We start from the raw sequence: 16,260 nt of genomic DNA on the forward strand, positions 1-16,260 counted from the left end.
TGTGTTGGGTTTCGCTGCGCTCTACCCAACCTACGAAGCTAGGTTCTAGGTTCTAGGTTCTAGGTTCTAGGTTCTAGGTTCTAGGTTCTAGGTTCTAGGTTCTAGGTTCTAGGTTCTACAAGCTACTCCCCTAGCGCCTAGAGTCTAGGGCCTGCGATTTATACTCGGTTTCGCTGCGCTCTACCCAACCTACAAAGCGCATCATCTGCAAGTGTAGGAGTGCTGACAAGGCGAAGTGCTTTTTTATACCAAGGAGCATACGTGTTTTGTATGTGACTTCGGTTAAAAAAGCACGACAACGCAGTCAAAGCGAACTACACGAAGCAGAATTCACCTAAGTAGTTTAGCCTAAGACAAGGCGGAAAACCGACTTATCCCTATGAGCATACGTGTTTTGTATGTGATTAGGGTCAGTCGGTTTGACAACGCAGTATTAGGTTAAAATACGACGGTGATTACATTTGCTCCATGACTTCGATACCTAAAAGATCCAACCCTGATTTCAATGTCTTCGCAACCAAATTACACAGTACTAAACGGCTGTCACGAACACTTGGCTCTACGCCTTCTTTTAGAACTGGGCATGCTTCGTAGAACGTCATGTATAGGCTTGCTAGTTCGTATAGGTATCCACATAATACGTGCGGTGTCGCTTCGCTGATCATTAGATCCAGTACTTCTTCTAGCTGAAGAAGTTTAAGCGCCAGCGCTTTTTCTTGTGGCTCGTTGATTGCAACGTCAGCTGTTAATGACGCTGCATCGATACCTGATTTACGGAAAATACTGCGAACACGCGTGTATGCATATTGTAAGTAAGGCGCTGTCGCACCTTCAAAGCTCAGCATTGTGTCCCAGTTGAAGATATAATCGCTAGTACGGTGCTTAGAAAGATCCGCATATTTCACTGCGCCAATACCTACTTTACGGGCAATTTCGCTACGCTCTTCGTCGCTTAAATCTGACTCACGCTCAGCAAGTTTAGCTGCTGCACGAGTGATTGATTCTTCAAGTAAATCAGCAAGTTTAACCGTACCGCCAGTACGAGTTTTGAATGGCTTACCGTCTTCACCCATCATGGTGCCGAATGGGCAGAATTCATAACTTGTTTCATCACGTAATAAACCTGCTTTACGTGCTGTTAGCTCAACTTGATTGAAGTGTAAGCTTTGACGTGCATCTACAAAGATTAGGATACGATCAGCACCTAGTTTATTTGAACGGTAATCACAGGCCGCTAAGTCAGTCGTCGCGTATAAGAAACCACCACCTGATTTCTGTACGATAAACACTGAAGGCTCGCCGTCTTTGTTAGCAAGCTCATCTAAAAACACCACTTGTGCGCCATCAGATTCAACAGCAATGTTTTTGTCTTTTAATAGTGCGATGATGTTTGCAAGTTCACTGTTGTATGCACTTTCAGCCATGATGTCATCTGCTGTAAGTGTTACGTTTAGACGCTTGTAAACTTCTTCAGAGTGCTTTACAGAAGTCGCGATGAATAACTTCCACAGTTTTTCACAGTGTGCATCGCCACCTTGTAATTTAACAACGTAATCACGCGCTTTATCAGCAAACCCTTCTTCATCATCAAAGCGTTTTTTCGCATCACGGTAGAAGGTTTCAAGGTCAGCAAGCGCCACTTTGTCTAAATCAACACCTTGATTGATTTGATCTTCTAAGTGCGCGATTAACATACCAAACTGAGTACCCCAGTCACCCATGTGGTTTTGACGAACAACTTCATCACCACGGAACTCAAGGGCACGAACAACCGCATCACCAATGATGGTTGAACGTAAGTGACCTACGTGCATTTCTTTAGCAAGGTTAGGTGATGAGTAATCAACAACCACTTTTTGCGCCGTTGCATGTGGTGCAACAGCCAGCTTTTCGTCTTCGTTTGCCGCTTTTAAGCTTGCAGATAAAAACTCAGGCTTTAAGTGAATATTGATAAAACCTGGGCCTGCGATTTCAGTTTTTTCTGCGATATCAGCAAGGTCTAGGTTATCGATAATTTTTTGTGCTAGTTCACGCGGGTTTGATTTTAATTTTTTAGCCGCGCCCATTGCACCATTGATTTGGTAATCACCAAACTGCGGACGTGTGCTTTGCGTTACCGCTGGATTTGTATCTTCTGGTAATCCTGCTGCAACCATTGCAGCAATTGCTTTTTCGATTAAAAGAGTACGAATATTCATTGTAATTTTTACCTTTATGGCCCGCTATGCGGGCACTTAAATTTGAAGCAGACTTAGCGTATTAGTTTTCGCGTGTGTGGTTAAACTTGATATCTGGATAGCGCTCCATCGATAAGTTTAGATTTACACGGCTTGGCGCGATATAAGTAAGGTTATCACCACCATCAAGCGCTAAGTTGCTTTCGCACTTACGCTTAAACTCTTCGAATTTTTTCGCATCATCACAGTGTACCCAGCGTGCTGTATTTACACTGACACCTTCGTAAATCGCATCTACGTTGTATTCTGCTTTTAAACGCGCAACAACCACATCAAACTGTAGTACACCGACCGCACCAACGATAAGGTCATTATTAATAAGCGGTCTAAATACTTGCACAGCACCTTCTTCAGATAGCTGAACTAAGCCTTTTAACAATTGCTTTTGTTTTAAAGGATCTTTTAAGCGAATACGGCGGAATAATTCTGGTGCGAAGTTAGGAATACCACCAAACTTCATTTTTTCGCCTTGTGTGAAGGTATCACCAATTTGAATTGTACCGTGGTTGTGTAAACCAATGATGTCACCCGCGTACGCATCTTGCGCTCGCTCACGATCACCAGCCATAAAGGTTACCGCATCAGAAATACTGACTTGCTTACCAATACGTACATGGCTCATTTTCATACCTTGGCTATATTTGCCAGATACAATACGCATAAAGGCAATACGGTCACGGTGTTTAGGGTCCATGTTCGCTTGGATTTTAAATACGAAGCCAGAGAAGTTCTCTTCTGTTGCTGCTACTTGGCGGTCTTCTGTTTCGCGAGGTAATGGCGCAGGTGCCCACTCAGTTAAACCATCAAGTACATGGTCAACACCAAAGTTACCTAATGCCGTACCAAAATACACCGGTGATAGCTCGCCCGCTAAAAACAGATCTAAGTCAAATTCGTGTGATGCACCGACAACTAGCTCAAGTTCTTCACGCAACTGCTCAGCAAGTTCGCTACCAATCGCCGTATCAAGCTCAGGATTATCTAAGCCTTTAATAACACGCACTTCTTGGATTGTGTGGCCTTGACCTGTGCTATACAAAATCGTTTCTTCACGGTGAATGTGATACACACCTTTAAACTCTTTACCACACCCAATCGGCCAAGTGATTGGCGCACAGGCGATGTTAAGCTCAGTCTCAACTTCGTCTAATAACTCCATTGGATCACGAATATCACGGTCACACTTATTCATGAAAGTTACGATAGGCGTAGTACGTAAGCGTGTTACTTCCATTAATTTACGAGTACGATCCTCAACACCTTTCGCCGCGTCGATTACCATTAGACACGAGTCAACCGCCGTTAATGTACGGTAAGTATCTTCAGAGAAGTCTTCGTGTCCAGGAGTATCAAGTAAGTTAACCAGACGCTCATTGTAAGGAAATTGCATAACAGACGTAGTTACCGAGATACCACGTTCTTTTTCCATTTCCATCCAGTCTGATTTTGCGTGCTGGTTTGAGCCACGACCCTTTACGGTACCCGCTTTTTGAATCGCTTGTCCGAATAACAGAACTTTTTCTGTAATGGTGGTTTTACCCGCATCCGGGTGCGAGATGATCGCAAAGGTGCGTCGTTTATTAATTTCGGTAGTTAAATTAGACATGTAAGCTGCTTTTAGTCATAACAAAGCGCACTTAACTGCCTTATAAATTATAAAGCTCGGTGCGCACTGTAAAAATAAAATAGAATTGCCGAGTATTATACCTTGTTTGTCTTAGCCAAAAAAGCAGCGATTGTAAGTAATTATTCACCTTTGCTTTGCTATTTTCGTTGTTCACTTTTTTGCTAAGCTTGTGTAATCAAGTTGTAACGCATACTATTGATAAATTGCACGGAGGGATATCAATTTAGGTCATGAAAACCAGTAAGCTCAGTATTCGATTATTATGGTATATCACACCATTAGTGATCTTACCTTTGTTGTTTTTAGGTGGCTTTACGTTAACCAATGTGACCAATTCAACAAAAAAACAAGCTGAGCTAATTGTCAGTCGCTTTGTTGAGCAGCAACAGCAAAAAATCTTCAATTACATTGACTCATTTCATTCGATTACTCGGTTACTTTCGACCTCTCCGGTATTGGCAGACTTTTTAGCCCGCGAACCCGAATCAAAAAATCAATATATTGAGCGCCTTGGCGAGTTGATGAATGTATTCGCCAGCTATTCAGAAGCTTACCCTGATATTGTAAGCATCAACTATGTTGCCCCAGATGGTAAAAGCGATGCGTTTTATTCAAGTCAATTAACCCCAGCTCCCGACAGCTACCCGTTTTTTGATCAAGTGCTGCAATCAAATTTGCGTCAACAGCAATTTATGATCCCCAAAGAAGATGGCTCAACTAGCCTGTACTTTGTGCACCCCATTTATAATATCGATTACTACTTAAAACAGCCGCAGCAGCTAGGGTTTATTGTTGTTCATGTTGAACCATCAATACTAAACGCCAGCATTTTAGAAGCGCCATTTAATAACACCTTAAATTTATTTTTGACCACTAAGGGGCAAATTTTATTTAGCTCAGACTATGACTTACGTGGCAGCTATTTAAGTGAATATGAGCTTGAACAAATTAAGCGGTTGGCTGATTACGGCAAACTAGCCAGTATTGAACTATCGAGTATCGACAAAGAAGAGCGCATTATCTACGCGGTACAAATGACCGACGGTGATTACTTTATCTCAACCACTCCCAAAGATTTGCTGTATCAATCAGGTAAAGCCATCAGCTTAATTACTGCGTTAATTGTAATTATCTCTGTGATTTCACTGCCTATTTTGATCTACATAGTGGTGCGCAACTTACTACTCACCCCAGTCGAATTATTAGGGGCTGCAAGCCATCGGGTGGGTGATGGTGATTTATCTGTGTACTTGCCAGCACATACAAACGATGAAGTAGGCGTGCTTTTCAATGACTTTAACCACATGGTGAACCAAATTCGTCATTACCAAGACGAGCTTGAGGAATATAAGCATCACCTAGAAGAAAAAGTAGAAAGCCGTACCAAAGCCCTCGAAGCAATGAATAGCAAGCTAGAAGTGGCCATTGCCCAAGCTGAGCAAGCCAACCAACTGAAAAGCCGCTTTTTAGCGAATATGAGTCATGAAATTCGCACCCCACTAACCGCAATTATGGGCTTTACAGAGCAGCTCCTGCACAACAAAGATGCGGTGAATGATGAGCAGCATTTAAGTACTATTTTACGTAATTCTAAGCACTTACTTGAGCTTATTAATAACATTCTTGATTTATCAAAAATTGAGGCTGAAAAACTGGCTGTTGAACGCGGCCCATGCAATGTGGTGCAGCTTATTCATGATATTGATTCGATTATTCGCCCGCTGGCTAATGAAAAGCAACTGGCGTTTAATATTAACTACCAGCTGCCAGTACCCAAAACCATTAATAGCGATACCACACGTTTAAAACAAATTTTAATCAATATTGCCAGCAACGCAGTTAAGTTCACTGAGAAAGGCAGCATCTCAATCGATATAAGTTACAACAGCAATAAACAACATTTAGAATTTGCGATTCAAGATACCGGTATTGGTATGTCAGAGCGTGAGGTTGAACGGGTGTTCAAACCGTTTGAACAAGCCGATGCGACGACCACTCGCCGCTTCGGTGGTACAGGCCTTGGCTTGTGTATATCGAAGAACTTAGCCCAGTTGCTAGGCGGTGATGTGCAACTTATTAGCGAACCTGGAAACGGCAGTTGTTTTACCGTCCAAGTTGCTGCTCATTTAAATGCCGAGCAGTTACAAAATGAGGGCTTTATTCATAGCTATGAGCAGCTCTCACCAAGTAAAGACGTTCAGCTGTCATTCGCAGCGAATAGCTTTGATGCCAATATTCTGGTAGCCGAAGATAACCCAGATAACCAGTTACTGATCAAACTACTGTTACAAACTTGGGGGCTTGAGCCAGACATTGCCAAAAATGGGGCTGAAGCAGTAGAAATGGCATTGGTAAATGATTATCAGCTGATCATCATGGATATGCAGATGCCTGTCATGGGCGGCTTAGAAGCAACGCAAATGTTACGTCACGCAGCCTATGATGGCCCTATCATTGCGCTTACGGCCAATGTAATGAAAACCGATGTCGATACCTACATAGAGGCTGGCTGTGATGAAGCACTCGCCAAACCAATCGACAAAGATGCTCTAGAGCAAGTGCTTGTAAGCTACCTACACATTGAAAAAGACAGTCAAAACAAGTGGGAAAACTTACTAAAAAGTGAAAAGTTCCAACAAATTAACGACAACTACCGTTCAAAACTACCTGATTACTTATCTCAAGTTGTGCAGTTGTATCGTGCTAAAGAGTGGGAAGCACTCCGCTCATTGGCGCACAGTCTAAAAGGCAGTGCGGGGTGTTTTAGTTTTGAAGCAATTCATAAGACCGCAGGCCAACTTGAAAATGCATTACGCAGTAATCAAACAGAGCAAGTTGAACAATGTTACAACGCACTTATCGATGCCCTTGAAGAGGCATCTTAAAGGGAAAAGCTCATCCCCATTAAAATAGCGTCTTCGTTGCCTGTCGCGGTTGGGTAATAGTTCTTACGCACCGACATATGTGAAAAGCCAGCGCTTTCATACAGGCCAATAGCGGGTGCATTTGATTCACGCACTTCTAAGAAGAGATTTTCAGCTTGGTGCTGCTCGCCATGCTCAATAAAGGCATTTAACAATCGCTTAGCAATGCCCTGCCCTTGATACTTAGGCGCAACACAAATATCCATTAAGGTGTAATCCGGGCCCGCTTGTTCACCGATATAAAACCCAAGCATGTCATCGCCTTGAAAAGCAGCCAGGTTAAAGTAACGCCCAGCTAAACACGACAGCATGGTTTTCTCTGTCCACGGGTGACTATGGCAGGCGTTTTCAATAGCCATTAACTGGCTAATATAGCTTGCATCTACAGGTTTAAAGCTTATCAAGTTGCTCACCGATTAAAGACCAAAGTTGTTTTTTCTGTTCACTATTAAGCTTCTCGCTAGGTAAAGCTAAACAGCCCTGTTGCCAACTAATACTTGCTGCTTTTACGATTTGAGTGATCACTAACGGCGCAAACGCTTTTTCGAGATCTTGGTGAAACTGTAACGGTAGCGTGAGGGTTTCTTGTTGAGTGTTTGGCATCTGTTCGCCAGAAATATCAGGCGCAGTTCGATAGTGTTGATTTAACTCTAAAGATTGTACAGAGAATATCGCAGCGTAACTTGGATTCATAACAACTCAATCATGATTAAGAGCAAGTAATATAGGGAGATTTGCGATTAAAGTAAAGAAGGAAGAAATGGCAGGGGCGGAGAGATTCGAACTCCCAACCGTCGGTTTTGGAGACCGCTGTTCTACCAATTGGAACTACGCCCCTGCAATGTCGTCGAATTATATAGAGCTTTTTTCAAAGGTAAAGTAAAAAAACACAGTTTTTAGTTTAACTGCTTCTTAAATAAACAAAACGGCGAATTAGCAAGCTAATTCGCCGTTTTTGTACCAATTCAGGTCAGAATAATAAAATTATTCCCACTCGATTGTTGCCGGTGGCTTACCTGAAATATCGTAAACAACACGTGAGATACCATCGATTTCGTTGATGATACGGTTTGAAACCACACCTAAGAATTCATAAGGTAAGTGTGACCAACGTGCCGTCATAAAGTCGATTGTTTCTACACAACGTAGTGATACAACCCAGTCGTATTTACGTGCATCACCCATTACACCTACCGATTTAACTGGTAAGAATACAGTGAATGCTTGGCTTACTTTATGGTAAAGCTCAGCTTTGTGTAGCTCTTCGATGAAGATTGCATCTGCGCGACGTAGTAAATCACAGTACTCTTTCTTGATTTCACCAAGTACACGAACACCTAAACCAGGACCCGGGAATGGGTGACGGTAAAGCATGTCGTAAGGTAGGCCAAGCTCAAGACCAATTTTACGTACTTCATCTTTAAATAGCTCACGTAATGGCTCAACAAGACCCATTTTCATGTCGTCTGGTAAACCACCAACGTTGTGGTGAGACTTGATTACGTGTGCTTTACCTGTTGCTGATGCAGCAGATTCGATTACGTCTGGGTAGATAGTACCTTGACCTAACCATTTAGCATTTTTCAGCTTTTTAGCTTGCTCATCGAATACTTTAATGAACGTATGACCAATCGCTTTACGCTTATCTTCTGGGTCTGATTTACCAGCTAAGTCAGCTAAGAATTGATCTTCAGCATCAACCTTAACAATGTTTAGGCCAAACTTGTTGCCAAACATGTCCATAACTTGCTGACCTTCGTTTAAACGAAGAAGACCGTTATCAACGAATACACACGTTAGCTTGTCGCCGATTGCACGGTGAATAAGCATAGCTACAACAGATGAATCAACACCACCTGATAAACCTAGGATAACTTCGTCATCACCCACTGTTTGCTTAATACGCTCAATAGCATCATCGATGATTTTAGCTGGTGTCCATAGCTTTTCACAGCCACAGATATCAATTGCAAAACGCTCAAGTAAACGTTGACCTTGATGAGTGTGAGTTACTTCTGGGTGGAACTGTACGCCGTAGAAACGCTTTTCTTCCCATGACATTGCTGCATGTGGACATGTTGATGTTTTAGCAGTTGTTTTGAAAGTCTCTGGTACTTCCATCACTTTATCGCCGTGGCTCATCCAAACGTCAAGTACGCCAGCACCGCCGTCAGTAATGTGGTCTTCGATAGCATCGAATAACGCACAGTTACCTACTTTCTCAACTTGCGCATAACCAAACTCTTTCTTATCAGAGCTGTGTACGCTACCACCCAGTTGCATTGCCATTGTTTGCATGCCGTAACAAATACCAAGTACTGGAACGCCTGCATTAAATACATACTCAGGAGCACGAGGGCTGTTTTCAAGTGTTGTAGACTCAGGGCCACCCGACAAAATAATACCTTGTGGATTAAATTCGCGGATTTGCTCTTCAGTTACATCCCATGCCCATAGCTCACAGTAAACACCAATCTCACGTATACGACGTGCGATTAACTGTGTGTATTGCGAACCAAAATCTAAAATGAGAATTCGTGAATCGTGAATGTCTTTGCTCATGGAGTATCTCGTTAGTCAGGAACTGCTCTCCCAAAGGGAGATGATAAATAAATTAGGGCTAGCAAAAGCTAGCCCATGTAATTTCAATACCTTAAGGTAATTAACCTAAGCGGTAGTTTGGCGCTTCTTTAGTGATCTGTACGTCGTGAACGTGTGACTCACCCATACCCGCTGAAGTAACGCGAACAAATTGAGGTTTAGTATTTAACTCTTCAATTGTTGCACAGCCTGTTAAGCCCATTGCACTGCGAAGACCGCCCACTTGTTGGTGAATGATTGTCGCGATAGGACCTTTATAAGCAACACGGCCTTCGATACCTTCAGGAACAAGCTTGTCTGCTTCGTTCGATTTTTGGAAGTAACGGTCTGATGAACCTTCTTTTTGGTTCATAGCGCCAAGGCTACCCATACCACGGTAAGACTTGTAGTAACGACCTTGGTATAGCTCAACTTCACCTGGTGCTTCTTCAGTACCCGCTAACATTGAACCCACCATTACACATGATGCACCGGCAACAAGTGCTTTTACAATGTCACCTGAGAAACGAATACCACCGTCAGCGATAACAGGAATATCGCGGCCTTTTAAGCCTTCAACTGCGTCAGAAATCGCTGTAATTTGTGGTACACCACAACCTGTTACGATACGAGTAGTACAGATAGAACCAGGGCCAATACCTACCTTAACAGCGTCAACACCCGCATCAGCAAGGGCAATCGCACCTTCAGCTGTTGCAACGTTACCTGCTACGATTTGTAGATCTGGGTATGCTTGACGTGTTTGAGCAACACGGTCGATTACACCTTGTGAGTGACCATGTGATGTATCGATAAGTAATACGTCAACACCGGCTTCAACTAGGGCTGCGATACGCTCGTCAGTACCAGGACCAACACCAACAGCGGCACCTACACGAAGACGACCTTGCTCATCTTTACATGCGTGAGGCTTGTCTTGTGCTTTTTGATAATCTTTTACAGTGATCATGCCTTTTAGTTTAAATGCATCATCAACAACAAGAATTTTTTCGATACGGTGCTCGTGCATTAGACCTAAGATCTCATCACGGTCTGCACCTTCTTTAACAGTTACTAACGATTCTTTTTTCGTCATCACTGTAGAAACAGGCTGCTCAAGTTTCGTTTCAAAACGCATATCACGGCTTGTAACAATACCTACAAGGTTATTGTCAGCGTCGGTTACAGGGAAACCTGAAAAACCTTTTTCTTCTGAAAGTGCGATAGCATCAGCAATTGTAAGATCCGCAGTCACAGTAACAGGGAAAGAAACAATACCCGCTTCGTACGTTTTAACTTTACGTACGTTTTTAGCTTGCTCTTCAATTGTCATGTTTTTGTGGATGAAACCTAAACCGCCCTCTTGCGCTAGAGCAATCGCTAAGCGTGCTTCAGTTACAGTATCCATAGATGCTGAAACTAGCGGCAAGTTAAGATTGATACCACGCGTTAAGCGAGTTGAAATATTTGCCGTGTGTGGCAAAACAGTAGAATGACCTGGTACAAGTAGTACGTCGTCAAAGGTAAGAGCTTCTTTAGCGATTCTTAGCATAGTGCAACTTCTCACATGTGGATCTGAGTATAAGGAATTGCGGCCAAATTTTATCAGCGTTATGAGCACGAGTAAATAAAATTATTCATTTATTTGTGTTAAAGTACACAGAGAATTTTTTACTGGGGTTTTTAATGGCTTTTACGCACACAACACAGCCTGTTTATACGGTCTCGCGCCTAAATAAGGAAATTCGTCATGTTTTAGAACAAGGCTTTTCATCGCTTATCTTAAATGGCGAAATTTCTAACTTTATAGCCCCAGCATCAGGACACTGGTACTTCACGTTAAAAGACGACCGAGCTCAAGTAAAAGCGGCGATGTGGCGCGGCAATAATCGCGGCCAAACTTTTCGCCCGAGCAATGGTGCACAAGTAACCGTGCGTGCCCGCGTATCTTTGTATGAACCTCGTGGTGATTATCAACTAATTGTTGAACACATGGCCCCTGCGGGTGAAGGTTTACTAAAACAAGAATTTGATGCACTTAAAATGCGCTTAGCTGCCGAAGGCCTATTTAGCTCAGCCCACAAAAAACCATTACCAACTAATATTAACCGTGTTGGGGTGATCACCTCAGCCACAGGAGCAGCTATTCGCGATATTCTGACGGTGCTTAAACGCCGTGCACCGCAGCTTGAAGTCGTGATTTACCCAGCAATGGTGCAAGGCGCAGATGCACACAGCCAATTAATAGAAAAAATAAACATCGCCAACCAGCGTAACGAAGTAGATGTGCTCATACTAGGTCGCGGTGGTGGTTCACTTGAAGATTTATGGTGTTTTAACCATGAGCAACTAGCCCGCGCTATTTTTGCCAGTCACTTACCCATCGTTAGCGCCGTTGGTCACGAGGTCGATACCACGATTAGTGATTATGTCGCCGATATTCGCGCCGCAACCCCTTCTGCAGCCGCAGAACTTGTTAGCCCAAATACCGAAGAGCTACATAACAAGGTTACGCAGTTAGTTAGGCACTTAAATCACGCATTTAAACACGCTTTAGCAGTTAAGCGCAGTACCGCAACTCAATTTGAGCACCGCTTACAGCTTTGCCATCCGCGTAATCAACTTAACCAACAAACGCAAAAACTAGATGAACTTAGTTTGGCCTTACACAGCGCAATGCGTGGCAAAATCCAGCGATATGAGCGAGCACTTGCCAACCTAACACCACGCTTAATGCAACGCTCACCCGAAAAGCATCTAGCGAAAAGCGAGCATCAACTGGCGCAATTACATGCAAGGCTTACACAAGCGATGCAGCAGCAACTTTCAAGTTCTCGAAACCAGCTTTCATTACAAGCGAGCCGTTTAGATTCTGTGAGCCCTCTCAGTGTGTTAGCGCGTGGTTATAGTATTACTAAAAACCAGCTCGGTGGCGTGGTGAAATCAGTTAACGATGTAAGCTCTGGTGAGCTTATAACCACCGAGCTTGCTGATGGTCAACTACAATCAAAAGTTGTTTGATATCTTTGATATCACTGCGTGCTTGCGATGATTGTTAGACTATCGTCACTTGAGGTGGTGGAGGTAAATTTAAATTGCTTCCACCAGCTTTGTTCCATCATTTTATCGGTCATGTTGCGCCAATAATGACTTGGCAAGTCATCAACACCCTCTGGTTGTAATAGCTTAAACTGACACACCGAGCTTTTGCATGAAGAAACACTCAGCTGTGGTTGCACAGGTAAATCTGCCATGATTAAAAAATCACTCATGGCTGTTTCCACTTGATAAGCCCACGCCTCATCGCGAGATTGCTCTTCTAACAAGGTATAAAGTTCATCTAGATGTGAGTCGATTTGCTGTGGAGGTATCGCACTTGAACGGTAACTGGCAATCACCGCTTGTTGGTTTTGAACTTGCAACTTTAGCTCTGCGACTTGTTGCTCAAGCTCGCTTTTGCTAACAGCTGCTGAACTATCTGAATTAATTTCAACAACTTGTTTATTAATAACAGGCGCTATAGCAGTGGCTTGCTGCTCTGGTGCTTGAGCTATTTGTTCTTCAACAAATTGTTGCTGATAAGTGTGTGGCTGTTGTGGAGTAGATTGAAAAAGTGACATAGCGACAGCGCCACATATAAATGACGCTGTAACAGCTAATCCGAAGAATAATTTAGACAATTCCATTGCTCTTTTATCGTGTAAAACTACAACATAGCACTGGTGTGAGAGGCATTACTAGCGGTAGTCGTACCATCGTCTAAAAAGTTTTGGTTCATGCTTTCTGCTGGACAGGGACAGCTCGGTTTGCCGACCACTTTAGCAGGTACCCCAACCACTGTCGTGTGCGCTGGAACCGCACTTAACACGACAGAGTTTGCACCAATACGCGCACCCTCTCCTACTTCGATGTTACCCAGTACTTTAGCACCTGCGCCAATCAAAACACCGGCGCGAATTTTAGGGTGGCGGTCACCTTGCTCATTACCTGTACCACCTAAGGTTACAGATTGTAGAATCGATACGTTATCTTCAATAACCGCTGTTTCACCAATTACAATCCCAGTTGCATGGTCAAACATAATACCATGACCAACTTTACAAGCAGGATGGATGTCAACGCCAAATACTTCTGAGGTTCTGCTCTGAATGAAGCGAGCAAGCTCTTTTCGGTTTTGCAGCCATAAGCAGTGTGCGAGTCGATGTGCTTGTATTGCATGGAAGCCTTTAAGATTCAAAATTACAGTTAAATAACTATCGGCCGCAGGGTCACGATCTTTAACTGCTTTTATATCATGGGCTACATGCGTCAGCATTAGGTCACATTTAACAAAGGCTTGGTCGAATAATTCTCGAATAGTAAATGCCGATACTACTGCATCAGCAAGTTTATTTGCCACAATAAAGCTGAGCGCCGATCCTAAGCATTCATGATTCAACACACACGAATAAACGTGACTTGCTAAAAGCGGTTCACGGGAAACGACTTCGTTTGCTTCATCTCGAAGCTTTTGCCAAATTTCATGACGCATAATATTGCCTTTCTAGTTGTACCTAACTGCTAAGCCTTAAGTTTAACGGATTTGTAGCAAGATGTACTAACCCGTTGTTTATTTGTTCTGGTTATATCTAATAACCAGAACAACAAACGTCTTCTTTACTGATTCATAGGCGCTTTTTAGGCAAACTCATATGACAGTAACAAATTAAGATGATAGGCGAGCTATTTAATTAAAGTGCTTATTTTTCAATAACAAGACAGATATGACATCTTGTCTGTCATATGCCAAAATAGGCACTGACATATCGCTGACGGCGTAAAAAACAAAAATAATCATTAAATTTACATCATCAACTTAACAAGGAAACGATGATGAAAAACGACGTACTAAACTCACATAAGCTAGGCAATAAATTTTACTTTCAAGATGGTGATAACCAAATCGCCTGCTTTGGTCACATCATGAGCGGTAAAGAAAAAATATATGTAAACGACGAATTGGTGAGTGAAAAGCGCAGCTTTGGCTTTAAAAGCAATCATGACTTTAACTACCAAGGTAATGCTTATACAGTCAAATTCGAGATGCAAAATATACTCACAGGCAAGGTTGAATGTTCGTTTTATAAAGCCGGTAAATTAGTAAAACAGAGTACTCAAACCTCACTTACTGATAATCCAAAACAAGTGGCTTTGGTTACCTTAGGCTGTTTTCTTGGTGGCGCAATATCGGGTTACGCTGTCGTTACTTTTATTGAACCATTTCTTGGGAAGTAAGTAATGCAACTGAACCCCAATACAATAAAAGCACTTAGGCTTAAATTCGATTGGACGCAGCAGCAACTGGCCGATGCCTGTGATGTAAGCCTACGTACCATTCAACGAGTTGAAAAAGAGGGTGCGGCATCAAAAGAAACCACCATGAGCCTATGTGCAGTGTTTGAAGTACGCCAAGGTGAACTCATTAAGCTCGATGACGAAGTATCAGAACAAAGCACAACACATGCTGTGAGTAAGCAGAATCTCGCTGCAATCGTAGCCGCTTCTTCGTTTGTCAGTTTTGCCCTTGGTATGGCAACGGTATTTGTTATTTTTTAGGAGTGAAAGATGACCAAAGAACAACGCGGCCACGCCACACTGTTCGGCTTTGTAATAGCAACCATGCTATTTGCGCTAGCAGTTAAAATTGGCGCAATGCTTTAGTATTTCCAAGCATATAAATAAAATATAACTGTCAGAACTGAGCGTTGAGCTAGGTGCTGGCAGTTTTTACATATCAGCACCTACAAATATCTGTAGATATCTACTTTCAAATAGCCAAGCTATAAATAAAAGACAACACCTTATTAATTGTTATTTATACAAACCACGGTGAAAACCCAGCATTTATTGCTAATCTTAAAGAAGTGGCAATGGCTAGGAACGAATGTGGTTGAATCAAAAGAGTTTCTAAAATCAATACTCGATACGATCTCTGAGCATATTGTGGTGATTAATGATTCGGGTGATATCAAGTTTGTAAATCGTAGTTGGCAGACCTTTGGCGATGAGAATAATTGCCAGTGTAACACCCAATGGGAAGATCAAAACTACCTTGCTATTTGCAAATCAGCCGCAGTCCATGGCGATGAATTTGGTGCAAAAGCCTACACCGGAATAAACCAAGTTATCAATCAACAACTCACCGAATTTTACCTTGAATACCCATGCCATAGTGATACCGAAAGCCGCTGGTTCATGATGCGCGCAGTGCCTTTAAAACTTGGCACAACAGGTTATGTTGTGATCAGCCACTTAAATATTACCGAACGTAAAATCGCCGAGCAGCAAGTACGAGAACTTGCTCGTATCGATGGTCTCACGCAAATAGCTAACCGACGTCATTTTGACGATTTCTATGAGCAAGAGTGGAGTCGCTGCGCACGTTTAAAGCACCCCTTGTCGTTAGCGATGATCGACCTTGATAACTTTAAGTCTCTTAATGACAACTTTGGTCATCTGGTGGGTGATATTTGCTTAAAAGAAGTGGCAAAACTATTACCAGATTATACTCGCAGACCTGGCGACTTGTGCGCTAGATACGGCGGTGAAGAATTTGTACTGGTACTCGGTAATACGCAAAGCCATCAAGCACAAAAACTCGTGACGCGTTTTATGGCAGCGCTGAATACGCTTCAATTACCAGAGCTTGCCGGTCATCCCTTGACGGTTAGTATTGGTTTAGCAACTATTTACCCAAGTAGCAATGATGATGCCATGTTACTCATTGAAATGGCTGATAGCGCGCTTTATCAAGCAAAAGAAGCGGGTCGAAACCAACTTGTGCTTGCTGATAACATCGAACCATTAAACATAGAACAATGCCCCTAATTAGGGGCATTGATTAGAGCCTATT

The 16,260-nt window shown here is 42.7% G+C and carries 13 protein-coding genes and 1 tRNA gene; 5 read left to right on the forward strand and 9 right to left on the reverse strand.

Features of this window, described 5'->3' with window-relative positions:
• Positions 1 to 455 precede the first annotated feature (455 nt).
• The gene (gene argS / locus CWC28_RS17015; RefSeq protein WP_063703367.1) at positions 456 to 2,198 is read right to left on the reverse strand and encodes an arginine--tRNA ligase; all 1,743 of its coding nucleotides are present in this window, start codon (positions 2,196 to 2,198) and stop codon (positions 456 to 458) included.
• 61 nt (positions 2,199 to 2,259) lie between these two features.
• A complete protein-coding gene (gene prfC, locus CWC28_RS17020) occupies positions 2,260 to 3,843 on the reverse strand; it encodes a peptide chain release factor 3 (RefSeq protein ID WP_063703365.1) in 1,584 nt (527 codons plus the stop codon).
• A gap of 251 nt (positions 3,844 to 4,094) precedes the next feature.
• Here prfC and CWC28_RS17025 point away from each other — a divergent pair, with 251 nt between their 5' ends.
• On the forward strand, positions 4,095 to 6,749 hold the full coding sequence (locus tag CWC28_RS17025; protein WP_063703363.1) for a hybrid sensor histidine kinase/response regulator: 2,655 nt from the start codon (positions 4,095 to 4,097) through the stop codon (positions 6,747 to 6,749).
• Here CWC28_RS17025 and rimI read toward each other — a convergent pair.
• The 5 genes from rimI to guaB form a co-directional block, all read right to left on the reverse strand.
• The gene (rimI, locus tag CWC28_RS17030; RefSeq protein WP_063703361.1) at positions 6,746 to 7,192 is read right to left on the reverse strand and encodes a ribosomal protein S18-alanine N-acetyltransferase; all 447 of its coding nucleotides are present in this window, start codon (positions 7,190 to 7,192) and stop codon (positions 6,746 to 6,748) included. The genes CWC28_RS17025 and rimI overlap by 4 nt on opposite strands.
• Complete coding sequence (locus tag CWC28_RS17035) at positions 7,179 to 7,481, reverse strand: hypothetical protein (protein WP_063703359.1); 303 nt, start codon at positions 7,479 to 7,481, stop codon at positions 7,179 to 7,181. Before CWC28_RS17035 ends, rimI begins: the two co-directional genes overlap by 14 nt.
• Positions 7,482 to 7,549: 68 nt before the next feature.
• Positions 7,550 to 7,626, reverse strand: a tRNA-Trp gene (locus tag CWC28_RS17040).
• A 146-nt stretch (positions 7,627 to 7,772) separates the two neighbouring features.
• Positions 7,773 to 9,350: a glutamine-hydrolyzing GMP synthase gene (guaA, locus tag CWC28_RS17045; RefSeq protein WP_063703357.1), complete on the reverse strand. Its 1,578-nt coding sequence runs from the start codon at positions 9,348 to 9,350 to the stop codon at positions 7,773 to 7,775.
• Positions 9,351 to 9,450: 100 nt separating this feature from the next.
• A complete protein-coding gene (gene guaB, locus CWC28_RS17050) occupies positions 9,451 to 10,920 on the reverse strand; it encodes an IMP dehydrogenase (RefSeq protein WP_063703355.1) in 1,470 nt (489 codons plus the stop codon).
• A 134-nt stretch (positions 10,921 to 11,054) separates the two neighbouring features.
• Here guaB and xseA point away from each other — a divergent pair, with 134 nt between their 5' ends.
• Positions 11,055 to 12,389, forward strand: coding sequence for an exodeoxyribonuclease VII large subunit (gene xseA, locus CWC28_RS17055; protein WP_063703352.1), 1,335 nt, complete (start codon positions 11,055 to 11,057; stop codon positions 12,387 to 12,389).
• An 11-nt stretch (positions 12,390 to 12,400) separates the two neighbouring features.
• Here xseA and CWC28_RS17060 read toward each other — a convergent pair whose 3' ends face one another.
• Positions 12,401 to 13,054, reverse strand: coding sequence for a hypothetical protein (locus CWC28_RS17060; protein ID WP_138625482.1), 654 nt, complete (start codon positions 13,052 to 13,054; stop codon positions 12,401 to 12,403).
• Positions 13,055 to 13,074: 20 nt separating this feature from the next.
• Positions 13,075 to 13,899 carry a serine O-acetyltransferase gene (gene cysE, locus CWC28_RS17065; protein ID WP_063703348.1) on the reverse strand — a complete coding sequence of 275 codons (825 nt, stop codon included), beginning with the start codon at positions 13,897 to 13,899 and terminating at the stop codon, positions 13,075 to 13,077.
• A 338-nt stretch (positions 13,900 to 14,237) separates the two neighbouring features.
• Between cysE and CWC28_RS17070 the strand changes: the two genes are divergently transcribed.
• The 3 genes from CWC28_RS17070 (at position 14,238) to CWC28_RS17080 (ending at position 16,235) form a co-directional block, all read left to right on the forward strand.
• The gene (locus tag CWC28_RS17070) at positions 14,238 to 14,642 is read left to right on the forward strand and encodes a hypothetical protein (protein ID WP_063703346.1); all 405 of its coding nucleotides are present in this window, start codon (positions 14,238 to 14,240) and stop codon (positions 14,640 to 14,642) included.
• A 3-nt stretch (positions 14,643 to 14,645) separates the two neighbouring features.
• Entirely contained in the window at positions 14,646 to 14,963 is a 318-nt protein-coding gene (locus CWC28_RS17075) for a helix-turn-helix transcriptional regulator (RefSeq protein ID WP_063527559.1), read from the forward strand.
• Between the two features lie 330 nt (positions 14,964 to 15,293).
• Positions 15,294 to 16,235: a sensor domain-containing diguanylate cyclase gene (locus tag CWC28_RS17080; protein ID WP_063703344.1), complete on the forward strand. Its 942-nt coding sequence runs from the start codon at positions 15,294 to 15,296 to the stop codon at positions 16,233 to 16,235.
• Positions 16,236 to 16,260: the final 25 nt, after the last annotated feature.

Source organism: Pseudoalteromonas sp. S4492 (genome assembly GCF_005886115.1).
In the GTDB taxonomy this organism is placed as follows: domain Bacteria; phylum Pseudomonadota; class Gammaproteobacteria; order Enterobacterales; family Alteromonadaceae; genus Pseudoalteromonas; species Pseudoalteromonas gelatinilytica.